Genomic DNA, 23367 nt, shown 5'->3' on the forward strand with positions numbered 1-23367 from the left:
TGGCCGCAGTAGTGCGACCGATCTTCGAATCGTTCTGTCCGGCAGTATCAGAGACGGACACTAACGTCGAGCGAAATTAGGATTCAAATCGAAACGGAAACGGAAACCGAGCCCCGGGCCCCAAGCCTCGAGCCCGAGTTCCTACAGGTACCCGTTCTCGAGCAGCAGTTCCCCGTTCAGGACGCTCGCGCCGGCGGCACCGCGGATGGTGTTGTGGGCGAGGCAGTTGTACTGCAGGCCGAAGGGCGATTCGCGCAGACCGCCCGCGGCGATGGCCATCCCGTCACCCAGCGTGCGGTCCATCCGTGGCTGTGGCCGGTCGGGTTCGTCGAAGACGTGAATGAGCGGATCGGGCGAGGATCGAAGCTCGAGCGAGGGGTACTCCCGCATCGCGTCGGCGGCCGCGTCGGCCGTCAGGTCCTTTTCGGTTTCGACCCAGACGTTCTCGAGGTGGCCGTCGATCGTCGGAATGCGGTTACAGGAGGCCGCGACCTCCACCCCGTTGTGGCTCAGTTCGGCGCCGTCGAACTCGCCGAGGAGTTTCCGGGATTCGGTCTCGAGTTTGTCCTCCTCGCTGCCGATGTAGGGGATGGCGTTGTCGATGATCTCCATCGAACTCACGCCGTCGTATCCCGCACCGGAGACAGCCTGCAAGGTCGCAACGTGGACCTTCTCGAGACCGTACTCCGCAAGCGCCGCGAGGGTCGGGACGAAGGTGATCGTCGAACAGTTGGGGTTCTTGACCATCGCGCCGTCCCAGCCGCGCCGATCACGCTGGACCTCGAGCAGGTCGAGGTGGTCGGCGTTGACCTCGGGGATGACGAGCGGGATGTCGTCGTCCATCCGTCCGTTCGAGGAGTTCGAGGAGACGACGTAACCGGCCTCACAGAAGCCGGGTTCGACCGCCTCGCCGATGCTCGAGGGGAGCGACGAGAAGATGAGATCGACGTCGTTCGGCACGTCGTCGGGATCGGTCTCCCCGACGGTCATATCCGCGACGTCGTCGGGGATCGGGCTGTCGACGCGCCATTTCGCGGCCTGCCGGTACGTCTTGCCGGCGCTCGATTCGCTCGCGGTCAGTGCGGCGATCTCGAATTCCGGATGCGGTTCGAGAAGTTGAATTAGTCGTTGTCCGACGGCACCGGTCGCGCCGAGGACGCCTGCTCGTACTGCCATTTTCCGGCACTCGGAGTCGTGTCCGCAAAACGGTTTGGGTTTTGGTCAATGCTGCCCTCGTCGCGACCACGCCACGACCGTAAGTGCTGGTCCTGTCGCTCACGATTATTCGGCGAACTCGGGGGAGAACGTCGGCTTATGCAGTCGCCTGCGCGCTGCTCTTTTTGCGGGTAACGTAGCCCGCGATGCGGTTGCGTACACCCTTGGATTCGACGTTGGTGAGTTTGGTGACGCTGTCTTTGTTCTGTTCGAAATCGGTCGTGAACGCGTCCGGGTACCGTTCCAGGAGGAGGTTCCCGGTCTTCTTGACGTAGGCCGGTTTGATTGCCATACAGAAAGGTTCCGTCCAGAGGCTCTTAATCCCTTTCGCTTCGGTTCTCCGAGAGAACAGTCGATACGACTCGCTCCCGAACGGACTCGAGAACGTCCTCAGGCGCTCTTCCCGGGAACCGGTTGTTCGCCGGGCTGTCGGGGCTGTTCTGCGGGAGTGTCGTCCTCGTCCTCGCCCTCGTCCGCGTCGGCTTTGGCCACGAGTTCCTGAAACCGATCGGATCGCGCTTCGATTCGCGTCATCGTTTCGCTGTCGGGCGTCTGATCTCGTGACTCGACGAGGAACGTCGTGATGACGACGGTTTTGACCCACGGCTTGAGAAATCCGGTGTAGAGGGTCAGGAACAGCCCGGCGACGACGATCCAGGCACCGGCCTCGAGCGTGGTCGAGAGTCCGCTCAGAACGCTCGCGATCGGTGTCAATGCCAGCAGGAGGACAAACGCACTCGCGTACAGACCGAGCACGATGGCCATGGTCGATCCGAGTACGGGTTTCCAGTTCTTCCCGTACAGGACGACGCCGTCCCTGGCCGACCGCCACGGGTTGTCATCGTCGCTGATGAACATATGCGCGATGATCGCTTCGTCGATATAGCTCGCCGCGATCGCGACGGCTTTGCCGACCAGCCGGAGCAGCTTCTGCAGACTCGGGACCGCGCCGAACAGTTTCGAGAACGAGACGACCCCGCTGTTGAACTGTTTGACGACGGCTTTGATCACCTGATCGACGGCGAACAGGGCGCTCGCTTCGGTAAACCGCTCCGTCACCTGGTCTTTTCCGTACTGTACCTGATCCGCCGGGACGTCGCCGGTTTCGACGATGTGAGCGATGACGGCGATATGGGCCGCTTTGATCAGATAGAGCACGTATCTGCTGAACAGCCGCCAGGCCCAGGCGAACAGGCCGATCGAGAGCAGTATTCCGAACGCTGCGATCCACCCGGAAATCGTCCCGGAATCGAGGAGCCGGTAGCCGACCCAGCCGACGAATCCGAAGTAGAGGATACTGAGTACCCCGAGCAGCAGTCCAACACCCAGTCGAAGTAGTACGAACGGCATCGTCTTTCGGAACACGCTCGTCGCGTGCCTGAAGTGGAGTCCCATGTAGCCCCGCTTGGCCTCGGCTTTCCATTTAAAACCGCGCCGATCCGACGGTAGTGGTCACCAGCTTGAACTGTCACTCCGACTCATCACTCCGGCGCTGCCGTGTAGTATCACTGCCGCCGCTTCGGATCACCATTCCGAACGGTCGCGCACGAGCTCGAGCGCGTCCCGCTCCCGCGGCCCCCCGGCACGGTCGACGACCGATGCGTAGTACTCGAGACGATCGCGAAGCTGTCTGTCGTCGTATCCCGGGATCCCAAGACGGGACGCGGCGACGGTCGCCTCAACGACGGCGCCGAAGCCACGGTCGATCGTCGGCACAGTTTCGGCCTCGATTTCGGCCTCGAGGGGGCAAAGCGTCCACTCTTCCCACTCCGTTCCGTCGTCGGTCCCCGAATCGATCCGTTCGACGGAGACGCGGACCCAGGCGTTCGCGGACTCGAGGACCGGTTCCTCGCGTTCGACGATCGAGAGCGCCGCGTCGGCGAAGGTCACGGGATCGTCGACGAACTGGACGTAACCCTGGCCCTGTCGGTGAAAGTTGCGCCGAGTCCGGGTGTTACCCCACGTGCGCGCGGTGATGGATGTGTCGTCGTCGCCGGCGAAGAGACCGAGTGCGGCGGCGTTCCACAGGCCGTTGGGCCCGAGCGTCGTTACGACGGTTTCGGTGACGCCGGAGAGGGCGACGGGCCACGGTGGGTTTGTTTCCGCGTCCGTATCTGTGTCCGTACCTGTCTCCGTATTCGTATCCACGTCTGCGTCCGCGTCCGTGTCCACACCCATCGCTCTATCCGCGTCTCTCTCCCGACCGGGTCCGACACCGTCCCCGCTCATACCGTCACCGCCTCGTGCTCGAGCGCGATGAACAGCCCGGCCGCCGTGATATCCGCCGTCGTCCCCGGGTTGACGCCGCGGGCGACGAGGTCGTCGGCGAAGGCCTCGACCGACTCCCGGTCGGTCTCGAGGGCGTCCCGTGCGACCAGTTCCCCGGCGCGCTCGGTTACCTCCCGTGCGACGGCCTCGCCGTGGCGGTTCGCGACGAGGGTATCGGGTCGCTCGGCGAGCAGGGAGAGGAAGACCGCCGCGGCGCGGTCCGTCAACGGTCCGTCGGCGTCGGCGAGACGCTCCGCGGCGGTAAAGGACCGGTCGAACCCGCGGACCCACTCGCGGGCGACGTCGTCACCCGGGACGCTGCGATCCATGATATCGAGCAGCGTCAGCCCGCGGTCCTCGAGTGTCGGAATCGCGTCGCTTCCTCGGCGGACGTCGAGCGGTTCCATCTCCGCGGGCGGGTCGGCCACAAAGACGTCAACGTGCTCGAAGGCTCGGTAGAAGCCGGCCGCGTCGGCGACCGTGGTCTCCTCGCAGACGGCCTCGACGACCGGCTGCGACAGGTCGTCGCGGGCGGCCCGAACCAGCGGGACGAGCAACAGGAGCGCACCGAACTGGGTGTTGCCGCCACCCTGTTCGGCCATCCCTTCGACGGCTCGTTCGAAGGCTGGTCCGACCGAACCGCCGTTTGCCGCCAACTCAAGGCCGTCTCGAGAGCCGACGGTCCCCGCGAGAAAGTGTTCGAATCGGAGATCCTCGAGATCGCGGTGGCGGTCGACGTTCCCCGGCTTGGGGGTGCCCGCGACCTCGAGGAGGAGTGCCAGTTCCGCGTTCTGGGCCGGCGTTCGCATGGCTCCGACTACGATCCGGGCGGATTAATGACTGTGCATTTGGGTATCGGAGTCGTTCAAGGAGTCGGGCGAGATCGTCGATACTCGCCGACGATCAGCGGTACACGTTCTGATACGCCTCGCGAAACTCCCGGAGCGCGATCCGGGCTCGGCGGCGAGACGTGAAGCCGAATCCGACCGATCCACACCGTTCGTTCGAACACTCCCATCGGAACGTCTCCGAATCGGGGTCTCTGGAAACCGTCGCTTCCGTCTCGCATCGCGGGCAGTTCCAGCCCCACCGCGTATCGCCTGCGTACTCGTTCGGGTGACCCATACTGGTTCTACGTCGAGATTGTAGCCGGGACTGAAAAGAGGCCGTCTACACGTATCGATCGTTTATACCGGAACCGACGGTCGACGGAGCTACAGATTTGCTGTTTTTCGGTGCCTACGGCGTTGATTCAGCCTCGAGTCCGAAACGCCGATCGACGGCGTCACGGACCCGCTCGAGCACGACCGGATTGTCGCTCGGCCGCCCGACGCTGACCGCGTCGGCACCGTACTCGACGTACGCTCTGACGCTGTCGTCGTCGCGAACGCCGTTGTTGGCGATGACGAACAGGTCGGTTGCGTCGACGACGTCGCGAACGATCGACTCGGTGTCCATCGCGTCGATGTGCACGAACGACGCGCCCGCGTCTTCGATGTCCTGTGTGAGTTCCGGCAGGTCGACGTCGGGGAGCTCTGCGCGGACCTTCACGCCGACAATTGCACCGGTGTCGGCCGCCCGTTCAACGTACTCACGGAGTCGTTCGCGGTCTCGCAGGAGCGTTTCGCCGCAGCCGACGGCACACAGTTCGTCCTGTCGACAGTGGGCGTTGACTTCGAGAAACGCATCCCGGTCCCGGCAGATCCGCGCTGCCTCGGGGATCGGATCAGCTGTCGCACTCCGGACGTTGAACGCGGGCTGGATGGGCGCGTCCTCGAGTGTGGCGAGTTGTCGGTCGATGAAGGCGAGTGGATCGTCGGGGAGAAACTCCGTGCGATCGCGTTCGACGAGTTCTCGCGCGGCCGCTCTCGAGTCGTCGTCGATGGCGATGCCGCCGAGAAACGCCGCACCGGCGTACTCCGCACCGGAACGGGCCCAGTCGGCGTCCGCTTCACCGCTGAGACTCGCGAGCGCGAGGGGCGGTGTGAACAGGGACATAATCAACTGACGATGTCGATCGCTTCGTTCACCGCGCGAGCGACTCGCGCGGCGTCTTCGGGGGAGTCGATGCTGATATCCGTCTGGATCGCCGGCCGATCGAACTCGGCGTCGTCGGCGTCGCCGATGATGAACGCATCGGCGAACGGATACGCCGTAGCGAGCCCGTCGGTGCTCGGCTCCGCGTTGACCGCTTGCATCAGGTCTGCCGCGGGTCCTGAGAACGCGTCGTCGCCGAGGAACGGCGAGACCGCGACGACGGTCGTCTGGGCGAGCGTGTCGGCGACGCCCGGCAGCGTGAGCATCGGTCCGATGCTGGTGACCGGATTCGACGGGCCGATAACGACCGTGTCCTCGAGCGCGTCGATGACGCCTGGTGCGGGTTCGGCGTTCGAGGATCCCCGGAATTCGACGGTTTCGACGGCCGGTTCGCCGCGGTTGGCGACCCAGTACTCCTGAAAGTGCATCATCCCCTCGTCGGTGTGGACGAGGCTGGCGATGGGATCGTTACTCATCGGCAGCAAATCGATCGTCAGTCCAAACGCGTCGGCGAGTCGCTGCGTTGCCTCGCTCAGTGTCTGCCCCTGATCGATCAGGCTCGTTCGCGTGATGTGGACGGCCCGGTCGCGGTCGCCGATCGTCATGAACTCGGCGGTGCCGGAGAACCGCCGCCAGTTGGCGAGTTCCCGACCGGCCGTCTGCTTCGATTCGGGAAGGTACTGCGGGCCGTCGGGCAGTCCGGCAGCCGAGGCGATATCCGATAGCGCGGCGTTGGTTCGGTGCGTATCGCCGTCGATACCCCACCACGTCTCGCGATCGAGAACGCCACCACCCTGAAAGAGTAGCGTATCGACGTCCGGCGAGACGAACAGCCCGCCGAGTTCGATGTCGTCGCCGGTGTTGGCGACAACGGTGGTTTCCTCCGGCGAGAACGCGGCGGCAGCACCGTCTAACAGCTTCGGCGTTCCGGTGCCCCCGGAGAGGAAGGTGACCATATGGTATCATCTCGAGCGTGGTTACTTAATCACTTGCGGCCGTCGATGAATGATTGTCGGTCACGACCCGCCGGAACGACGAAACCAGTTCCCGATCAGTCGTCGCTGACGTTTTCGGTAACGTCCTCACCGACGCTCTCGTCGTCGAATGACACCTCGTCGGCCAGGCTCTCGTCGAACCAGTCGACCCAGTTGAACCAGGCGTAGGCGATACACCCGCCGATAACGGTCGAGACGGCGAACGCGAGCCAGACGCCGTTCGAGCCGAAGTGATCCGCACCGATCCACGCGAGCGGGAACCGGATCACGCCGAGGGTGAGCACGGAGATCACGGCCGCGATGAGCGTCTTTCCGGCGCCCCGGAAGCCGCCGCTGTAGGCGCGCATCACGCCCATGAAGCCGAACGTCAGTGCGGTGAATCGAAGGAACGTTGCGCCCTCCTCGACGACCGCGGGATCCGTCGTGAAGACGGAGACGATCGGCGCGGCGGCGAGGAAGACGATCGCGCCGAGACCGGTGAGGGTGACGGCCAACACCTTCGCCCCGAAGTGGTTCGTCCGATATGCACGCTCTCGCTTGCCGGCGCCGATATTCTGGCCGGTCATCGTCTCGATCCCCTGTGAGAACGCGATCGCGGGGAGGAAGATGACCGAGAACACTCGCGTTCCGATCCCGAACGCGGCGACGACCGTTTCGGGGAAGATCGCGATGATGACCAACAGCAGATTGATCGAGAGCGCGCGCGCCGTTCCCTCGACGGACGCCGGCGTCCCGATGTCGACGAGCCGCCGCGCGTAGCCGAGATCGGGTTTCATCTGATTCAGTCGGATCCGGACGCCGTGGGTTCCGCGGAACATGATCGCGAGGCCGACGGCGAACGCGACCGCTCGAGAGAAGACGGTGGCGATCGCCGCGCCTTCGATCCCCGACCCGGCGTAGCCGGTGGCCGCGAACAGTTCGGCCTCGAGGCCGCGCAGGCCCAGGTAGCCAAAGAGCGGGTTGCTCTCGAACCCGAAGATGAGGAACGGATCGAGGACGATGTTAAGCACGACCGAGCCGAACATCACGAGCATCGGCGTGACCGTGTCGCCGTAGCCCCGCATGAGCGCGAGGAAGACGAAGAAGCCGAAGACCGCGACCAGCCCGATCGAGTACACCTCCATGTAGGCGGCGACCAGCGGCGCGACGTCTTCGGAAGCGCCGAGTAATGCGATGGCGTCCTCGGCGAAGACGTAGCCGACCGCGCCGAGGGCGACCGAGGCGATGACCGAGTACGCGATCGTCTGGGAAGCAGCGTACTCGGCCTCTTTTTCCTCGTCAGCGCCGGTGTACTGGGCGACGAGGACGCTTCCGGCCACCGAGACGCCCAGCGCGAGCGCGATGAGGAAGAACACCATCGGGAACGCGAAGCTGATCGCCGCGAGCGAGGTCGTGCTGTGCTGGCCGAGCCAGAACGTATCCGCGAGGTTGTAGGTGACCTGCAGCAGGTTCGTGATAATGAGCGGAATCGAGAGGTAGATCAGCGGTTTCGCGATGCCGCCCGAGGTGAGATCGAGGTCGTCCGGCGATTTGAAGATCGCGTCGAGGTGGTCACGGACCGTCACTCGAGTCCGACCTCCGTCGGAGTCGCGTCCTCTGCGAGCAGTTCGCGAGTGACGTACGTCTCGAGCATCGCGTACGTTTGATCAGTCGGATGATCGACGGCCACGTGGCGCGTCTGTGCACCGTTTAGCACCGTGGTGATGAACTCAGCCGTCTCGTCGGGATCGATATCTCGACGCACGATTCCATCCGCCTGACCGGCCTCGAGCAGCGACCGAATGCGGCCGTGGAGCAATCGATCGAACTCCGTGAGCTCCGCCCGGAACCGATCGTCGTACGGTCCCTGGGCCTTGATCTCGAGCAGCGCCGTTCGGAACTCCTCGCGGGCATCGTCTTCGCCCGGCGAGAGGTAGTGTTCGACGAGCGAGAGCAACTGGTCGGCCGGCGTCTCGCCCTCGAGGGTCTCGATTCGCTCGGCGAAGGAGTCGGTGAGATAGTCGAGTAGCGCGTAGAGGAGCGCCTGTTTGCTCTCGTAGTGGTAGTGAAGCGTCGCCTTGCTCTTCGATGATTCATCCGCGATATCTTGCATGCGAAGCGACGCGTAGCCGTGTTTACACAACGCGGCGTACGTCGCCTCCATGAGTTCGTCGAGCGTGTCGGTCATGTTCCAGTCATCGGGCGTCGTTGAACGGATGACCGGCCCTGACTGGCCGGTCAGTTGTGCTTGTACTAACTGACTGGCCAGTCAGGGAAATATCTTCGGTTCGACTCTAGGCGCTGCCGTAGTTCCTCGGGAGCGAGGCCGTTTCCGGTTCTGCTTCGGTTGGTGGGTTACGACCCCGCTCTCGAGGGGGAGAACCGGCGGGTGGAATCGTTCTGGGACTGTCTCCTAAACTGCTTATAAATCTCGTCGCACAACCGCCGTGCGCTCGAGAATTCGTTCCGCTGACGGGCAGAGCGTCTCTCGTCGGTCGAAGAGGAGGGAGAGAAAGACAGTCTGACAACCATTTCTAAGAACGGTTCGAGGACCGATCAGTCGCCGATCCAGTCGGCGAAACTCCCCTCGAGCAGCGTCCGTTCCTGCTTGCGAACGTACTCACACTGCATCGTCTCGATCGCGTCGGTGAGAGACGCGCCGTCATCGAGTGCGGCGGCGACCTGCTCGCGCTTCCAGCGTCCGGGGGTCACCCGCTGGCGGACCCGCCGCCGGAGCGGGTAGAGGTACTTCGCGGCCTGTTCGTCGGTGAGCCCGCGGTTGACCAGCCCGTCTTCGGCGTGGGCGAGCAGATCCTCGTACAGCGCGAGGCTGTCGGTCGTTTCCTTCCCGTCGTTGGTGATCCACGTCAGGTCCGCCTCGAGGCCGTCGCGCATCGCGCCGTAGAAGTTCTCCCGGGCGAGTTCCCAGTCGAGTTCGATCACGGGGTGTTCCAGACGGGTCAGACTCTCGAGGACGCCGGCGAAGGCGGCCAGGAAGGCGACCGAGTCGCGGACGGTCGGCTGAGCCGCGATCGGCCGAAACTCGATGCGGGCGTTGGCGGCCGACCGCGTCGGGCCGCCGAAGACGGGGCGAACCCAGCGCCAGTAGGTGCCGTGTTTGCGCCGGAAGTGGGGGAACTGGTCGTCGAAGCGCTCCCCGGCTTCGACGGGCATCGGCACCATCGTATCGTCGGCGGCGATTCGGTCGATGGCCTCCTCGACGGTCTCGAGGTCGCGCGGGAACCTGACTTTCCCCTCGCCGGTCGAGGGATCGTTGAGCACGGTTTCGAAGACGCTGATGCGGTGTTCCATCCACCCGTCCGCGAGGATTTCTTCGGGCGTCGCGTCTTCGTCGTAGAGATCCGGCGGGAAGAACGGGGAGTTGACGCCCAGTGCGAGGAGGGGACCGGCGGCGCGGAGCGCGTAGTTGAAGTAGATCGGGAGATCGGGTGCGTGGGCCACCTGATAGTGCGGTTGGATCGAGGTGATCAGGCTCTCGGGCATGACCGTGTCGCCCTGGAGAGCGACGTTCGGCGCGTCGACGCGCATGCCGGCGACGTCGGCCCGATCCGTGTTGGCCATCGCGTGATAGCGAGCCGAGTCGCTCATGTTGGTCGCGACGCGAAACGATCGATCGGTGCCGTCCCCGGCCGTCGTCGTCCGTTCGACGCTGTCGGTGAGATAGGTCGTCGCATCCTCGCCCTCCGGCGGAATCGTCCAGAGCGCGTCGCTGACCAGACGCATTCGCTCGGATCGAGTCACTTTCAGGGCGGTCTGCAGGCGAGCCTTGATCTCCGACTCCTGAGCGGCCAGCCCGTGGGCGTTGAGCGGCTGCGGACTGGTGGTCATCTCCGCGTTGTGCAACCCGAGTTCCTTCTCGAACCCGATGAGTTCGAGGAGCCGGCGCGGCACCCGTCGGAGCGTGCAGTCGTCGTCTTTGACCGCGTAGAACTCGTATTCGAACCCGACGATCGCCTGCGGGTTGTCGAACACCCCCTCTTCGACGGCGTCTTTGATCACCTCGGCGTCTTGCTCGGCCCGCTCGCGAAAGTCGTCGGCGTCGACCGCCAACACGTCCGCGACCCGCGCTGCGAGTTCCTCCTCTGGCATACCTCCGAGTGCGGCCCCGTCACGTTTAAAATCCGTCCCTCGAGCCGAGGGTGTTCGTGTGTCTCACGAGGGTGGCCATCTCCCTCGCCGTCTGTCCGGTCTCAGAACCGTTTTAGTTCCGCCGACGATACACACCGCCGATGGAGTTCGCCACGTTCGCCGACCGCGCCGCCGCGATCGAAGCCGAACCCGCGGATCTCGAGATCATCGTTCACGTCAGGGACCTCCTCGAGGACGCGGGTGATGATATCGAGACCGTGTCTCGGTTCGTCCAGGGACGCGTGTTTCCGGCCTGGCAATCGACGACGCTCGATATCGGACCGAGTACGTGTTACGAGGCGATCGCCCGCGCGGCGGGGACGAACGTGAGCGACGACGACGTGGAGGAGCGACTGGCTGACGTCGGCGAAATCGGCGAGGTTGCGGCGAGTTACGAGTTCGGCGGCCAGCAGGGGCTGGGCGCGTTTACGGGCGGTGACGATGGCGACGGGGGCTCCGGCGACGATCTTACCGTACGCGAGGTCGACGAGACGCTCGCGGCGCTCGCCGCCGCCGAGGGGTCGGGCAGTCAGGACCGCAAGACCGACCTCCTCTTCGGCCTGTTCAACCGCTGCTCGAGCGGGGAGGCCCGCTATCTCGCTCGCTTGGTCCTCTCGGAGATGCGCATCGGGGTCGGCGAGGGTACCGTTCGGGACGCAATCGGCGAGGCGTTCGACGTCCCCGCGGAGCGCGTCGAGCGTGCTCTGCAGGTCTCGAACGATTATGGCCAGGTCGCACGGGTGGCCCGCGAGGACGGCGTCAACGGGCTGGACGCGATGGATCTCGAGGTCGGTCGTCCCGTTCAGGCGATGCTCGCCCAGGCCGGCACCGTCACGGATGCCCTCGAGGAGTGGGAGACAGCCGCCGTGGAGTGGAAGTACGACGGGGCCAGAATTCAGTTGCACCACGACCCCGTCGCTCGGAGCGAGGGGGCAACCCGCGTCTTCTCGAGGAATATGGAGGACGTTACCGGGGCGCTTCCCGAGGTCGTCGAGTTCGCCGACGAAGTGCTCGAGGAGCCCGCGATCCTCGACGGTGAGGTCGTCGCGATCGACGAGGACGGCGACCCGCTGCCGTTTCAGGCGGTGCTCAAACGCTTCCGGCGCAAGCACGACGTCGAGAAGGCCCGAGAAGACGTCGCCGTGCGCCCGGTCTTCTTCGACTGTCTGCACGCGGACGGCGATGACCTGCTCGAGGAGCCGTTGACGGCCAGACACAACCGATTGCGGTCGGTTCTCGCGACGGGACCGGATCAGGCTCCCGACGCGATCGAGGATCTCTCCCTGCTCTGGACCACCGACGACCCCGACGCAATCGAGTCGATCGACGCCGACGCGCTCGAGTCCGGACACGAGGGTATCATGCTCAAAAATCCCGACTCGACGTACTCGCCGGGGCGCCGCGGCAAACACTGGCGCAAGCGCAAACCCGACGTGGAGACCCTCGACTGCGTCGTCACGGGGGCCGAGTGGGGTGAGGGACGACGGGCGACCTTCCTCGGGACGTTCGAACTCGCCGTGCGCGCAGGCCCCGGCGGAGACGACCTCGAGACGGTCGGCAAGGTCGCGACCGGGATCACCGACGAGAAACTCGCGGAACTGACGGAACTGCTCGAGCCCCACATCGCGGCCGAGGAGGGCCAGGAGGTGGAACTCGAGCCAGAAATCGTCTTCGAGGTCGGCTACGAGGAGATCCAGTCCTCGCCGACCTACTCGTCGGGCTACGCGCTCCGCTTCCCGCGGTTCCAGGGGGTTCGATACGACAAGGATCCAGCGGATGCGGACAGTCTCGAGCGACTCGAGTCGCTTCGAGCGATGCAGTAGCGCCCGCGGGCGGAGTCCGTCGGCGGTCCGCCGTCGTCGCCGGTCAAACGCCTCTTTGACCTTGCTGAAAGCACTTACGTGTCGTTTCCGTACGGTTGAATATGGAAGGTACGGACGGTATCGAAGGGGTCACCCGCCGTCGCGCGCTCCTCTCGGCCGGGTCTATCGGCAGTATCGCCCTCGCCGGCTGTCTCGATGGTGGGAGGACGGATCAGGAAACTGCCAACGGCAACGGCGACGACGAACGCACCGACGGAGACGTCGCGTACGACGTCTTTCAGCTCGGCTCGTCGTCGTCGCGGCCGGCGTGGGCGGACGGAGACGGCAGCGTCCCCGGTTTCGTCGCGCTCTTCGAGTCCGAGCGAGCGCTGTCCTGGCTGATCGACGACGCCGACGCGGTCGAGGGGCTCGAGGAGTGGCTCAGCGAGACCGATTTCGACGAATCCGTGATCGTCTTCGTCGAGAGCGTCGGTCCGAACACGTGTTACAGCGAGGTGTCGGTGTCGGACGTCGCGATTTCGGCGGCGGCCGTCGTCGACGGAGACGAAGAGACCGCCGCGATTACGGGAACCGCCGAGGCCGCGGACACGAGCGACGGGACGGCCGTCTGTGGCGACGCCGTGACGTATCCGTCCGCGTTCGTCCGCGTAACCGGCGACGACCTCCCCGGCGAGGCCGCGTTCAGGATCACGGACGGCTGGGGAGACACGGACGAGGTCGATACGACCGGCGGCGCGGTCGATCCGGAGACGATACCCGGTTATGTGCGGCCGTCCCACGATCCGCGGACGATTCCCGACGCGCTCGAGTGCGAGAGCGACGAGTTCGAGCGTCACTGGTCGCCCGACGACGACGTCGAGTGGGGCGAGGTCACCGACGACGGCGAGCCGACGCTCGCGATGCGTCTCGAGAATCCCCAGTACGACGGAGACGACGAGGATCAAGCCCTCGAGTTCGAGCGGGGCGAGGAGGTCCGGATCTCGATGCAGAACGTCTCGAGCGGACCCGTCGATACGGGTAACAGCAACAAGTACGGGCTGGAGGTGTTGACGGACGACGGCTGGATGGACGTGCGTGGAACCGGTGACGGGACGCCGGTCGGATACACCGACGAAGCGGTCGTCCACTCGCCCGGCGAGGGCTTCGACTGGACGTTCGAACTGACCGAAGACGGCGTCCTCGAGGGTCACGCTCACGAGGAGTGGCTCGAGGTCTGCCCCGAACTCCCCGCGGGCCGCTACCGGTTCGTCTTCTGGGGCGTCATCGGCGACGAGTCGCTGGCCGTCGCGTTCGATTACACGGGCTGAAGGGGAGAGGGCGGTTGTGACCGCTACTAACCGAGCGGTCATCCAAACGACCGACCGACGAGCACGCACGGAGACAGGTAAGCACTCTTAAGAGCCGTCGCAAACTGGATTCCCGTATGCAACCGCGCGACCTGTCCGATCACGTCGCCTACGAGGCGGGTCGAGGGATCGAGGAAGTCGCCCGTCAACTCGGGCGCGATCCCTCCGAGTTCGTCAAACTCGCCTCGAACGAGAACCCTCACGGCCCCTCTCCCGCCGCGGCCGTGGCCATCCGTGAAACCGCCTCGAGCGTCAGCTCCTACCCGAAAGCAGCCCACGCCGACCTCGCCGCCGCCATCGCCAACCGCTGGGCCGTCGACGACGAGCAGGTCTGGCTGGCAAACGGCGGCGACGGGGCGATCGACTACCTTTCCCGGGCCACCCTCGAGCCCGACGACACCATCCTCGTCCCGAGCCCCGGCTTCGCCTACTACGGGATGAGCGCCCGATTCCACCACGGCGACGTTCGGGAGTACGCCCTCGAGCGCGAGGACGACTTCGCCCAGACCGCCGAAACCGTGCTCTCGGCCTACGACGGCGACCGGATCGTCTATCTCACCAGTCCGCACAATCCGTCTGGATCGACGATCGCACTCGAGGCTATTGCGGAGATCGCGGCCGAAACCGACGACGACACGCTGGTCGTCGTCGACGAAGCCTACGGCGAGTTCGCCGACCGCGACAGCGCGCTCGCCCTGATCGAGGGGCGGAACGGGTTCGACGCCCGGGACGACGTCGCCGTCCTGCGGACGTTTTCGAAGGCCTACGGGCTGGCCGGCGTGCGACTCGGTTACGCCGTCGTCCCCGACGAGTGGGCCGACGCCTATGCTCGGGTGAACACGCCGTTCGCGGCGAGCGAACTCGCCTGCCGGGCCGGCCTCGCCGCGATCGACGACGACGAACACGTCGAACGGACCGTCGAGACGACCCTCGAGTCTCGCGCGTACATGCGTGAACACATCGACACCCACGTCTGGGAGAGCGAGGGGAACTTCGTTCTCGTCGACGTCGACGACGCGTCGACCGTCGCCGAAGCGATGCAGGAACGCGGCGTCATCGTCCGCGACTGCACGAGTTTCGGCCTGCCGGGCTGTATTCGCATCACCTGCGGGACCGACGACGAGACCGAACGAGCCGTCGAGACGCTCAACGCCGTCCTCGAGGACCTCGAGATCGAGTGCGAGGGCGACGGTGACCGCGAGGGAGACGGAAACGAAGACGAAACCGAAACGGAGGTGGCCGACACGTGAGACTTGCCGTCACCGGCACCCCGGGTACCGGGAAGACGACCGCGACGGAGCGCCTCGAGTCGCGACTGGCGGACGGCGACGCCAACGTCAACGCGGACGCGGACGCGAACGATTCCGATGCTGACTCGCCGTCGGCCTCGAACCTGGACCCGAACCCGGACCTCGACGTAATCCACCTCAACACGGTCCTCGAGGAGGAGCGTCTCTACACCGAAGTCGACGCCGACCGGGAGAGCAAAGTCGCCGACCTCGACGGGCTCGCCGACTGGCTCGCCGACCGCCAGGATATCGTGATCGAGTCCCACCTCGCCCACCACTTCGACGCGGATCGGGTCGCCGTCCTCCGCTGTGCACCCGAGACTCTCGAGGAGCGCTTGCTCGAGCGCGGCGAGACCGAGGCGAAGGCCGCGGAGAACGCGGAGAGCGAGGCGCTCGACGTCATCCTCTCGGAAGCGGTCGACGAACACGGCCTCGAGTCGGTCTACGAGATCGATACGACCGATCGCGATCCGGACGACGTCGCAGACGCACTCGAGGCGGTCGCGACGGGGGAACGAGCGCCGAGCGCCGGAGACGTGGACTTCATGGGGTATCTGACATGACGCTCGACAAGTTCCGGCCGTACATCTCCCGCTTTCTCGATCCGTTCGTCAAGGGGTTCGACCGCGTCGGCATGACGCCCGACAGCGTGAGCGTGCTGGCGTTTGGGATGGCGATTCTGGCGGCCATCGCCTTCCTCCTGGGAGGCCGGGCAGATCCGATCTGGTACGTCGCGGCCGCGACGCTGGTCTTTCTCAACGGGTGGCTCGACATCGTCGACGGCGCGCTCGCGCGCGAACAAGAGGTCGCCTCCGCCGGCGGTGACCTCCTCGATCACGTTCTCGACCGGTACGCGGACATCGTCATCATCGGCGGACTGGCTGCGGGCATCGGAGACTACTTCCTCGGCTTTCTCGCCGTGACCGGCGTCGTGATGACCTCGTATCTCGGCACGCAGGCCCAGGCCGTCGGCCTCGACCGCGTCTACGGCGGGCTCGTCGGTCGCGCGGATCGGCTGGCGATCATCGGCATCGTCGGCTTTCTCGCGTATCCGCTGTCGGGAACGGACCCCGGCGGGTTCACGGTAATCGGGTGGCTGCTCGTCTTTCTCGCCTTCGTCGGGCACCTCACTGCACTCCAGCGATTCTTCTACTCCTGGTCGGCGCTGGACTGACCGTCGGTCGCCCGTTCGGCCGGCTTCCGTTCAGCAGACCGTTCGACAGCGCGCCGCATGGTTTATCACTCGCCGCGATATACGTTCCTTCATGGTCCAGTGCGAGATGTGTGGCGACGAGACGTCGTCTCCGAAGACAATCAAGGTCGAGGGTGCGAAACTAGACGTGTGTTCGAACTGTACTGACTTCGGTACCGAAGTCAAACAGCCCTCGAGTTCGAGTTCCTCGTCGAAGTACTCGACCAGTTCGAGTTCATCGTCGTCTTCGAGTTCGAGCGGGAGCGCAGGCCAATCGAGTTCGAGCGGGGGGACGAGCTCCGGCGGCTCGAGCTCCCGCCCGTCCGATATGTTCGACGACATGGACGAACTCGCCACCGATTACGACGACCGCGTCCGCAAGGCCCGCGAGAAAAAGGGGCTCAGCCAGTCGGATCTCGCCAACGAACTCAACGAGAAGGCGAGCCTGATTCGGAAGATCGAACGCGGAGATACGCTTCCCAGCGATCGGGTCCAGTCGAAACTCGAGAACTTCCTCGAGATCAACCTGAACGCGGAGGGTGGCTCTACCGATGATCCGGAGTGGTCGGGCGGTTCCTCGTCGGGCAGTTACACACTCGGTGACGTCGTCAAGCGGAAGGACTGACTCGTCTCGAAATCACGACGGGCCGGACTCCGTTGACCGTTGTCCGTTTCCCGTTGTTCGTTTCCCATCGCTTGTCGCTTCGTTTGCTGCCGTTTACCGTCCGGCGAGCCCGCCGGATCGGCTAAATCCGCCGAATCCGCCGCAGTGATGTTCGGAACAACTCGCAAGCTATTTCTTCCGGGCGGATGGCTGTGCTGATATGTTCGTCCTCGTCAACCTGAAGACGTACCCGTGTGATCCGGTCGCCGTCGCGGAGGCCGTCCGCGACGTCAACGAAGATACCGACGCTCGCGTCGCCGTCGCCCCGCAGGCGACCCACATCGAACGCGTCGCCGAGACGGGGGCGGAGACGTGGGCCCAGCACGTCGACCCCATCGAGCACGGGAGCAACACCGGTCACACGATCGCCGAAAGCGTCGCCGACGCGGGTGCGATCGGCACGCTAATCAACCACTCCGAGCAGCGCCGGAAACTGGCCGACATCGACGGAGCCGTCCAAGCGGCCCAGCGGGCCGACCTCGAGACGGTCGTCTGTGCTAACAATCCGGCCCAGATCGGCGCGGCGGCGGCGCTCGGGCCCGACGCGGTCGCCGTCGAGCCGCCGGCACTCATCGGCACCGGCACGCCGGTCAGTCAGGCCGATCCGGATATCGTTGAAGACGCTGTCGAGGCCGCCGAAAACGTCGACTCGGACGTCTCGGTCCTCTGTGGCGCCGGTATCAGTACCGGCGACGACGTGGTCGCCGCGGGCGACCTCGGTGCTGAGGGTGTCCTGCTCGCCAGCGGCGTCGCGAAGGCGGACGATCCGCAGGCGGCCCTCGAGGATCTGGTCGAACCGCTCTGACGTCCACGCCTCACACCCACCGACCAACGACTTTTCTTCCCGGTCGTCGTATCACCCGTCATGACCGACCAGCATCCCGTCGGCGTCGCGCTCGAGAACCGACTCATGAGCCACGGGATCTACGTGACCGACTGGACGCGGCAAGCAAACGGGGCGAACGACTCGTCGAACGAATCCGCAGACGCCGACCGCGGCGACGACGCCACCGTTCCGGACGGAACGGATTTGGTCCTCGAGTACGAGACGGTCTCCGAACACTCGTCCGTCGATAGCAACGAAGTCGGGGCCGTCGTCCGAGCGCTCCTTTCGATCGCTGACGAGCGCGAGTGGACGCCCGGCCGACTCGAGGTGACCTCGCTGACGACCGACGGCGACGTCCGCGGGCACTGGCACGTCGAGCGGGCGTGGTTCGAGGCGCTGGGAACCGACATCGACGACCTCGAGTTCTCACAGCGCGTCCTCGAGACGGTCCGATCGACACGCGTCGATGAGTCCGGCCGGCACTGACGGGTGGGCCGTGCTCGGCCTGGCGATATGGAAACGGAACCAATGAGGGACAATTGGTCGCGACGATACGACGATAGGTAGATTAATACTGTCTCACAAACGCACTCGTTGTAGAACCGCAGATGTCCGGAGAACAGCTCTACGTCTCACATGCGCCCGCCGATCTCGAACTCGTCCAGGAACTGTTCTCCACGGTGAAGAACTTCCCGTTTGGCGTCCACATCGCCCACGAGGAGGTTGAATCCGGCCGGTCTCGGAAACGACTCGAGGGTAGACTCTCGAACAGCGACGTCGTGGTCGCGGTGCTAACCGACGCGTCGGCCGACAGCCAGTGGATCAATCAGGAGATCGGTTATACGCTGGCCAAGGGCATCCCCGTCGTTCCGCTGTACGACGACGAGGACCACCGCGGTGGGTTTATCGACGACGCCGAAGGCGTACGGATCAACCGTCAGGACCTGACGAAGACGATTTTCGATCTATTGAGCCGTCTTCGGAGCGAACTCGCGCCCCTCGGTGCGCTTTCGGTGCCGAACTGGTACATTCGGTTTCCCTGTACGATTCCGGACTGCGACCAGCCAGTTACCCTCGAGATCGAACAGAGCCAGCGGACGCTCTGGAAGCGTTCCAGGCACCGAAAGCTGCTGACGACGTCGTGTGAAGAATGCGAATCGACGTACTACTTCGAACCCGGGACGATTGGGTACGTTCGTCGTGAAGACGGGTTCCGGTGACTCGGTACTGGTACTGGTACTATTACTCATCTTGGAGCCGTTCGTAGGCGCCAGTCACGAGCTGGAACGCAGACTTGCTGCCGCTTTGTTGGTCGGGATGAGCACGCTTGACCTGCTGGTGAAAGGCCGCCCGAATCTCCTCGTCGCTCGCGCCTTTCTCGACGCCGAGTACCTCCCGAGCCTTCGTTTTCCGGATTTCGACCTCTCGGATGATCCCGTTCTCCTCAGCGGAATCCTTACACGGCGGACACAGTCGCTCGGTTCGGTCGTCGATGGTGGTCACCTGAAACAGTTCGGGGGTGACACACTCGTTGCACTGCGTGCAGAGATTGGTGTCGTCGGTTGAGGTCGTGTCGGTCCCGTCCGTGTTCGTGACCGTCGTCTCGGCGTCGGGTCTCGAGCCGTCTGCCCCCGAAACTGCTCCTGTTCCTGTCGCTGCCCCCGTCCCTGACTCAGTTCCAGTTCCAGTTCCAGTTCCAGTTCCAGTTCCAGTTCCAGTTCCAGTTCTAGTTCTAGTCTTTGTACCCTGATCCGGCGCTTCCGCCGCACACGACGGACAGCAGGTAAAGACGGTGCCGTCGTTCAGGACCACGTCCTCGAGTTCGGCCTCGAGGTAGGTTCCGGTACAGCCATCACAGCTGCCACGTCGCTGGTCGAGCGAAGAGCACTTCCGTGCGGCTTCGCGGGCGTGTGGCTCACAGCGCGGACAACACGCGACCTGCTCGCCGTCCGGCATCGTCACTGCCGTGAGTTCCTCGAGCCGAACCGTTCGGCCACATCCATCGCAGCCAGCGTGACGGTCATCGGCCACAGCCATTATCCACCCCTTTGTATTCATCCCTCATTAGTTCTTCTTTTGACAAGGGACGGATAAGTGAGTCCTCGAACTGGCACCCGCGAGCGGTACACCGGCGTTCGACGATTCGGTATTTCACCGAAATAGTACTGTCAGGTGTCCGCACTTATTTAGCCGAGCAGAACGTGTGACAGTGCAGTCGCTCGCTGTCCACCGTACAGACGGTGGCTCTCTGGTCAGTCTCGGTCGGTCTTGCTCCAGTCGCAGTCCTGGCATTTCCACCCGGTGACGAACTCGGTGACCGACGGCATGTAACCGACCGCCAGGACGTCCCCACCACAGTCGGGACAGTCCCTATCGGCGTCTTCGATCGACTCCGCCTCCATCACCGAGTCGTCCTCGATCAGTTCGGCGAGTTTCTTGCCCGTGACCATTCGCCCCTGGACGACGCGATTTTCGCTCACACTCGAGCTATCGGGCGGGTCCCTCCTAAGCGTTTTCAGGTCAGTTCGTGTGTTCCTCGAGGTTCCCGGTTCGGGTGCGGTCTCGAGGGGCGCTGACCGGAACTGAGACTCCGGAGGCGGGAAGCGAAAATCGGACGATTTAACCCGGTAAGGCGGTAACCCAGTACTGCGTGCGAGGGTAGCCAAGCGGCCAACGGCGGCGGACTCAAGATCCGCTCTCGTAGGAGTTCGTGGGTTCGATTCCCTCCCCTCGCACTGGCAACCAGTGCGGCAAGAGAGCATCTCTTGCCCTCGCAACACTTCTACCAACCCGCCATCCTCTGATACGGATTGCTGTAACTATGTACCGCCGATCACCAGGGATGGGGTCGGTGATCGGCGGTAATTGGCTACAGTAAACCGTATGAGCGCGGTGTCCGGAACGATGACCGCGAGTTTTCCTGCGGCCTCCGGAACATCGGTACGGGTGACCACATCTGCCTACGACATACCGGTATCCCGAAAGGCGAACGGTGTGTTCGGGTGAGAATCCGGAGGTATATCCGTCCGAGGACCGACCGTTCGAGCAACCGAAAGACGCGCTGTCTTTCACATGGTGTTTCGGAGCCGTAAACGGTGATCCGTTTGCGCCTTTCGACTCATTCTTGCTGCAGTGTCGACTGCCGCGTTGTGTGAACGGGCTGCTATGATCGGCCTTCCTATGGAAATCGAAATCGCAACAATCGGCGGCTACGAGGAAGTCGGGCGGCAGATGACTGCCGTTCGTGCTGGTACCGACATCGTCATCTTCGATATGGGGCTGAACCTCTCGAAGGTGCTGATCCACGACAACATCCGCACGGAGAGCATGCACAGTCTCGACCTGATCGACATGGGCGCGATCCCCGACGACCGGGTCATGAGCGACCTCGAGGGCGACGTGAAAGCGATCGTCCCGACGCACGGTCACTTAGACCACATCGGGGCGATCTCCAAACTGGCTCACCGCTACGATGCCCCCGTCGTCGCGACGCCGTTTACGAACGCACTCGTCGAGCAAGAGCTACAGGATGAGCAGAAGTTCGGATCGGACAGCGAGTTGATCACGATGGACTCCGGCGAGACGATGTCCATCGGCGACTCCGGCACGGTCGACCTCGAGTTCGTCAACGTCACCCACTCGATCATCGATGCGATCAATCCCGTCCTCCACACGCCCGAAGGTGCGGTCGTCTACGGGCTGGACAAACGGATGGACCACACGCCCGTTATCGGCGATCCGATCGACATGAAACGATTTCGCGAGATCGGTCGCGAGGGCGAGGGGGTCCTCTGTTACATCGAGGACTGTACGAACGCGAACAAGAAGGGGCGCACTCCCTCCGAGAACGTCGCTCGAGAACACCTCCGCGACGTCATCTACAGTATGGAGGACTACGACGGCGGGATCGTCGCCACCACCTTCTCGAGCCACATCGCCCGCGTGAAGAGCCTCGTCGAGTTCGCCGACGATATCGGCCGTCAGCCGGTCCTCCTCGGTCGCTCGATGGAGAAGTACTCCGGAACCGCAGAGCGACTCGACTTCGTCGACTTCCCCGACGACCTCGGCATGTTTGGCCACCGAAACTCCGTCGACAGTTCGTTCAACCGGATCATGAACGAGGGCAAGGAGAACTTCCTGCCCATCGTTACCGGTCACCAGGGCGAGCCCCGCGCCATGCTGACTCGGATGGGACGCGGCGAGACGCCGTACGAACTGGACGACGGTGACAAGGTCGTCTTCTCCGCACGCGTCATTCCGGAACCCACGAACGAGGGCCAGCGCTACCAGGCCGAAAAGCTGCTCGGCATGCAGGGCGCGCGCGTCTACGACGACATCCACGTTTCGGGCCACCTCTGCCAGGAGGGCCACTACGAGATGCTCGACGCGCTCCAGCCCCAGCACATCATCCCAGCTCACCAGAACATGAAGGGGCTGTCGGGCTACGTTGACCTCACGACGAACCAGGGCTACAAACTCGGTCGTGACGTCCACGTTTCGTCGAACGGCAACATCATCCAGCTCGTCTGAACGGCACCGTTCGCTTTTCTGCCCTCAGAGTCTGCTCTTCGAATTACCGTCGCTCTCGAGCTCAACGGGCCGGAAGAGCGATCAGCACCTATCGCAATCGCTGAACCGAGTTCCACACCACTCGAGGCGGACGGCGGTCGGCGAACGCGCCGCCGTCGGGTACAGTAGTCAAGCAACAGCCCACGATATCAGCCGGCGGCGGTCGTCAAGCCGACAACCGCGTCCGAAGCCGCGCACCCAGCGCGACCAGCAGGAGTACGACGGCCAGGAGTGCGGGGCCGATGCCGAAGCCCGGGATGGGAATATCGTCTTTAAAGTTCGACCCGACGTCGTCCACGACGTTCACGCTCCCGACGGGTTCGCCGTCCGCGTCGTGTACGTCTACCGTCAGTTCGTGACCGGCCTCGAGTTCGATATCGACGGTCTGGTCCGCCTCGACGACGCGTTCGAACGACGCGAGATCAACCGTCGAGGTGTCGACCTCGAGCAGGACGGCGTTCGTGAGCCAGAACTGATTGCGAACCGTTACGCCGTCGGTCGTTTCGGCGTAGGTGACGATCGCTTCTTGGCTCTCTGCGGCGTGGCGTTTGAGCGCGTCGGTGATTCGATCGGGAGATGCAGGTCCAGGTGCAGACGAGGACTCGGACTCGAGTTCGGGCCCGAATTCGAACTCGGAGTCGCTGTCACCGACGTCGGCTTCGGCGAGACGAACGATGACCTCGACGGTTCCGCCGTTCGCATCGGTCGACTCGAGCGCGGAATCGATCGTCACGCCGTCGGAGGCGGCACCCGGTTCGGCCGTCTCAGTAGTCGGTTTTTCGGTGGTCGGTTTTTCGGTGGTGGCCTCGGTAGTCGGTTTCTCCTCGGCCGTCGTCGTACCGATCCCGCCCGCGGCGGGGATTGCCACGAGGCTCGCACAAAGAAGCAGACAGCAGACGAGACCGATTCCCACCCTCCGGTCGGTCCCGCCGCGGCCAGACATACCTTTGAAGTGGAGAGTACGCCCGTAAATACATTGACCTGATACTGTCACTCTGTTATTAGCGACAGTCCG

24 protein-coding genes and 1 tRNA gene are annotated in these 23367 nt (G+C 64.2%); 11 read left to right on the forward strand and 14 right to left on the reverse strand.

What is annotated here, in order from left to right:
- Nucleotides 1–141: 141 nt before the first annotated feature.
- The 11 genes from asd to GS429_RS13865 form a co-directional block, all read right to left on the reverse strand.
- Nucleotides 142–1176: an aspartate-semialdehyde dehydrogenase gene (gene asd, locus GS429_RS13815; RefSeq protein WP_160065957.1), complete on the reverse strand. Its 1035-nt coding sequence runs from the start codon at nucleotides 1174–1176 to the stop codon at nucleotides 142–144.
- Between the two features lie 136 nt (nucleotides 1177–1312).
- Nucleotides 1313–1507: a 30S ribosomal protein S17e gene (locus GS429_RS13820; protein WP_160065958.1), complete on the reverse strand. Its 195-nt coding sequence runs from the start codon at nucleotides 1505–1507 to the stop codon at nucleotides 1313–1315.
- Nucleotides 1508–1605: 98 nt separating this feature from the next.
- A complete protein-coding gene (locus GS429_RS13825) occupies nucleotides 1606–2610 on the reverse strand; it encodes a hypothetical protein (protein ID WP_160065959.1) in 1005 nt (334 codons plus the stop codon).
- Between the two features lie 129 nt (nucleotides 2611–2739).
- The gene (locus tag GS429_RS13830) at nucleotides 2740–3393 is read right to left on the reverse strand and encodes a DUF447 domain-containing protein (RefSeq protein ID WP_160066005.1); all 654 of its coding nucleotides are present in this window, start codon (nucleotides 3391–3393) and stop codon (nucleotides 2740–2742) included.
- 47 nt (nucleotides 3394–3440) lie between these two features.
- On the reverse strand, nucleotides 3441–4292 hold the full coding sequence (locus GS429_RS13835; protein ID WP_160065960.1) for a triphosphoribosyl-dephospho-CoA synthase: 852 nt from the start codon (nucleotides 4290–4292) through the stop codon (nucleotides 3441–3443).
- 94 nt (nucleotides 4293–4386) lie between these two features.
- Nucleotides 4387–4608, reverse strand: coding sequence for a hypothetical protein (locus tag GS429_RS13840; RefSeq protein ID WP_160065961.1), 222 nt, complete (start codon nucleotides 4606–4608; stop codon nucleotides 4387–4389).
- 114 nt (nucleotides 4609–4722) lie between these two features.
- Nucleotides 4723–5475, reverse strand: a complete 753-nt coding sequence (locus GS429_RS13845) for a tRNA-dihydrouridine synthase (RefSeq protein WP_160066006.1) — start codon at nucleotides 5473–5475, stop codon at nucleotides 4723–4725.
- A gap of 8 nt (nucleotides 5476–5483) precedes the next feature.
- Complete coding sequence (cofD, locus tag GS429_RS13850) at nucleotides 5484–6476, reverse strand: 2-phospho-L-lactate transferase (protein WP_160065962.1); 993 nt, start codon at nucleotides 6474–6476, stop codon at nucleotides 5484–5486.
- 95 nt (nucleotides 6477–6571) lie between these two features.
- Entirely contained in the window at nucleotides 6572–8080 is a 1509-nt protein-coding gene (locus tag GS429_RS13855) for an MATE family efflux transporter (protein WP_328821395.1), read from the reverse strand.
- The gene (locus GS429_RS13860; protein ID WP_235920811.1) at nucleotides 8077–8682 is read right to left on the reverse strand and encodes a TetR/AcrR family transcriptional regulator; all 606 of its coding nucleotides are present in this window, start codon (nucleotides 8680–8682) and stop codon (nucleotides 8077–8079) included. The genes GS429_RS13855 and GS429_RS13860 overlap by 4 nt, the downstream gene beginning before the upstream one ends.
- A gap of 368 nt (nucleotides 8683–9050) precedes the next feature.
- Nucleotides 9051–10604, reverse strand: a complete 1554-nt coding sequence (locus tag GS429_RS13865; RefSeq protein WP_160065963.1) for a glutamate-cysteine ligase family protein — start codon at nucleotides 10602–10604, stop codon at nucleotides 9051–9053.
- A gap of 140 nt (nucleotides 10605–10744) precedes the next feature.
- Here GS429_RS13865 and ligA point away from each other — a divergent pair, with 140 nt between their 5' ends.
- The 9 genes from ligA (at nucleotide 10745) to GS429_RS13910 (ending at nucleotide 19003) form a co-directional block, all read left to right on the forward strand.
- Nucleotides 10745–12466, forward strand: coding sequence for an ATP-dependent DNA ligase LigA (gene ligA, locus GS429_RS13870; RefSeq protein ID WP_160065964.1), 1722 nt, complete (start codon nucleotides 10745–10747; stop codon nucleotides 12464–12466).
- Between the two features lie 101 nt (nucleotides 12467–12567).
- Nucleotides 12568–13773 (forward strand): hypothetical protein, encoded by a 1206-nt coding sequence (locus GS429_RS13875; protein ID WP_160065965.1) that lies wholly within the window; start codon nucleotides 12568–12570, stop codon nucleotides 13771–13773.
- 116 nt (nucleotides 13774–13889) lie between these two features.
- The gene (gene hisC, locus GS429_RS13880; protein ID WP_160065966.1) at nucleotides 13890–15062 is read left to right on the forward strand and encodes a histidinol-phosphate transaminase; all 1173 of its coding nucleotides are present in this window, start codon (nucleotides 13890–13892) and stop codon (nucleotides 15060–15062) included.
- Nucleotides 15059–15664, forward strand: coding sequence for an adenylate kinase family protein (locus tag GS429_RS13885; protein ID WP_328821396.1), 606 nt, complete (start codon nucleotides 15059–15061; stop codon nucleotides 15662–15664). The genes hisC and GS429_RS13885 overlap by 4 nt, the downstream gene beginning before the upstream one ends.
- Entirely contained in the window at nucleotides 15661–16275 is a 615-nt protein-coding gene (locus GS429_RS13890) for a CDP-alcohol phosphatidyltransferase family protein (protein WP_160065967.1), read from the forward strand. Before GS429_RS13885 ends, GS429_RS13890 begins: the two co-directional genes overlap by 4 nt.
- A 91-nt stretch (nucleotides 16276–16366) precedes the next feature.
- Nucleotides 16367–16918 carry a multiprotein bridging factor aMBF1 gene (locus GS429_RS22205; protein WP_160065968.1) on the forward strand — a complete coding sequence of 184 codons (552 nt, stop codon included), beginning with the start codon at nucleotides 16367–16369 and terminating at the stop codon, nucleotides 16916–16918.
- Between the two features lie 199 nt (nucleotides 16919–17117).
- A complete protein-coding gene (gene tpiA / locus GS429_RS13900; RefSeq protein WP_160065969.1) occupies nucleotides 17118–17762 on the forward strand; it encodes a triose-phosphate isomerase in 645 nt (214 codons plus the stop codon).
- 60 nt (nucleotides 17763–17822) lie between these two features.
- Entirely contained in the window at nucleotides 17823–18269 is a 447-nt protein-coding gene (locus tag GS429_RS13905; protein WP_160065970.1) for a DUF8159 domain-containing protein, read from the forward strand.
- 122 nt (nucleotides 18270–18391) lie between these two features.
- Entirely contained in the window at nucleotides 18392–19003 is a 612-nt protein-coding gene (locus GS429_RS13910; RefSeq protein WP_160065971.1) for a toll/interleukin-1 receptor domain-containing protein, read from the forward strand.
- A gap of 22 nt (nucleotides 19004–19025) precedes the next feature.
- On the opposite strand, the gene GS429_RS13915 is transcribed toward GS429_RS13910, so the two are convergent.
- Together GS429_RS13915 and GS429_RS13920 are read right to left on the reverse strand one after the other, a co-directional pair.
- Complete coding sequence (locus GS429_RS13915; RefSeq protein WP_160065972.1) at nucleotides 19026–19820, reverse strand: J domain-containing protein; 795 nt, start codon at nucleotides 19818–19820, stop codon at nucleotides 19026–19028.
- A gap of 215 nt (nucleotides 19821–20035) precedes the next feature.
- The gene (locus GS429_RS13920; RefSeq protein ID WP_328821397.1) at nucleotides 20036–20263 is read right to left on the reverse strand and encodes a DUF5795 family protein; all 228 of its coding nucleotides are present in this window, start codon (nucleotides 20261–20263) and stop codon (nucleotides 20036–20038) included.
- Nucleotides 20264–20435: 172 nt separating this feature from the next.
- On the opposite strand from GS429_RS13920, the gene GS429_RS13925 reads away from it, so the two are divergent.
- Nucleotides 20436–20518, forward strand: a tRNA-Leu gene (locus tag GS429_RS13925).
- 445 nt (nucleotides 20519–20963) lie between these two features.
- Nucleotides 20964–22313 (forward strand): ribonuclease J, encoded by a 1350-nt coding sequence (locus GS429_RS13930; RefSeq protein ID WP_160066010.1) that lies wholly within the window; start codon nucleotides 20964–20966, stop codon nucleotides 22311–22313.
- A 205-nt stretch (nucleotides 22314–22518) separates the two neighbouring features.
- Here the strand turns inward: GS429_RS13930 and GS429_RS13935 are convergent, their stop codons facing one another.
- On the reverse strand, nucleotides 22519–23295 hold the full coding sequence (locus GS429_RS13935) for a hypothetical protein (RefSeq protein WP_160065973.1): 777 nt from the start codon (nucleotides 23293–23295) through the stop codon (nucleotides 22519–22521).
- Nucleotides 23296–23367 lie beyond the last annotated feature (72 nt).

This window comes from Natronorubrum halalkaliphilum, assembly GCF_009834785.1.
GTDB classification, from domain to species: Archaea; Halobacteriota; Halobacteria; order Halobacteriales; family Natrialbaceae; genus Natronorubrum; species Natronorubrum halalkaliphilum.

Excerpts from the sequence above, each read along its gene's own strand:
- asd (WP_160065957.1), bottom strand. The coding sequence starts at position 1,176 with ATGGCAGTACGAGCAGGCGTCCTCGGCGCGACCGGTGCCGTCGGACAA.
- GS429_RS13820 (WP_160065958.1), bottom strand. The coding sequence starts at position 1,507 with ATGGCAATCAAACCGGCCTACGTCAAGAAGACCGGGAACCTCCTCCTG.
- GS429_RS13825 (WP_160065959.1), bottom strand. The coding sequence starts at position 2,610 with ATGGGACTCCACTTCAGGCACGCGACGAGCGTGTTCCGAAAGACGATG.
- GS429_RS13830 (WP_160066005.1), bottom strand. The coding sequence starts at position 3,393 with ATGGGTGTGGACACGGACGCGGACGCAGACGTGGATACGAATACGGAG.
- GS429_RS13835 (WP_160065960.1), bottom strand. The coding sequence starts at position 4,292 with ATGCGAACGCCGGCCCAGAACGCGGAACTGGCACTCCTCCTCGAGGTC.
- GS429_RS13840 (WP_160065961.1), bottom strand. The coding sequence starts at position 4,608 with ATGGGTCACCCGAACGAGTACGCAGGCGATACGCGGTGGGGCTGGAAC.
- cofD (WP_160065962.1), bottom strand. The coding sequence starts at position 6,476 with ATGGTCACCTTCCTCTCCGGGGGCACCGGAACGCCGAAGCTGTTAGAC.
- GS429_RS13860 (WP_235920811.1), bottom strand. The coding sequence starts at position 8,682 with ATGACCGACACGCTCGACGAACTCATGGAGGCGACGTACGCCGCGTTG.
- GS429_RS13865 (WP_160065963.1), bottom strand. The coding sequence starts at position 10,604 with ATGCCAGAGGAGGAACTCGCAGCGCGGGTCGCGGACGTGTTGGCGGTC.
- ligA (WP_160065964.1), top strand. The coding sequence starts at position 10,745 with ATGGAGTTCGCCACGTTCGCCGACCGCGCCGCCGCGATCGAAGCCGAA.
- GS429_RS13875 (WP_160065965.1), top strand. The coding sequence starts at position 12,568 with ATGGAAGGTACGGACGGTATCGAAGGGGTCACCCGCCGTCGCGCGCTC.
- hisC (WP_160065966.1), top strand. The coding sequence starts at position 13,890 with ATGCAACCGCGCGACCTGTCCGATCACGTCGCCTACGAGGCGGGTCGA.
- GS429_RS13890 (WP_160065967.1), top strand. The coding sequence starts at position 15,661 with ATGACGCTCGACAAGTTCCGGCCGTACATCTCCCGCTTTCTCGATCCG.
- GS429_RS22205 (WP_160065968.1), top strand. The coding sequence starts at position 16,367 with ATGGTCCAGTGCGAGATGTGTGGCGACGAGACGTCGTCTCCGAAGACA.
- tpiA (WP_160065969.1), top strand. The coding sequence starts at position 17,118 with ATGTTCGTCCTCGTCAACCTGAAGACGTACCCGTGTGATCCGGTCGCC.
- GS429_RS13905 (WP_160065970.1), top strand. The coding sequence starts at position 17,823 with ATGACCGACCAGCATCCCGTCGGCGTCGCGCTCGAGAACCGACTCATG.
- GS429_RS13910 (WP_160065971.1), top strand. The coding sequence starts at position 18,392 with ATGTCCGGAGAACAGCTCTACGTCTCACATGCGCCCGCCGATCTCGAA.
- GS429_RS13915 (WP_160065972.1), bottom strand. The coding sequence starts at position 19,820 with ATGGCTGTGGCCGATGACCGTCACGCTGGCTGCGATGGATGTGGCCGA.
- GS429_RS13930 (WP_160066010.1), top strand. The coding sequence starts at position 20,964 with ATGGAAATCGAAATCGCAACAATCGGCGGCTACGAGGAAGTCGGGCGG.
- GS429_RS13935 (WP_160065973.1), bottom strand. The coding sequence starts at position 23,295 with ATGTCTGGCCGCGGCGGGACCGACCGGAGGGTGGGAATCGGTCTCGTC.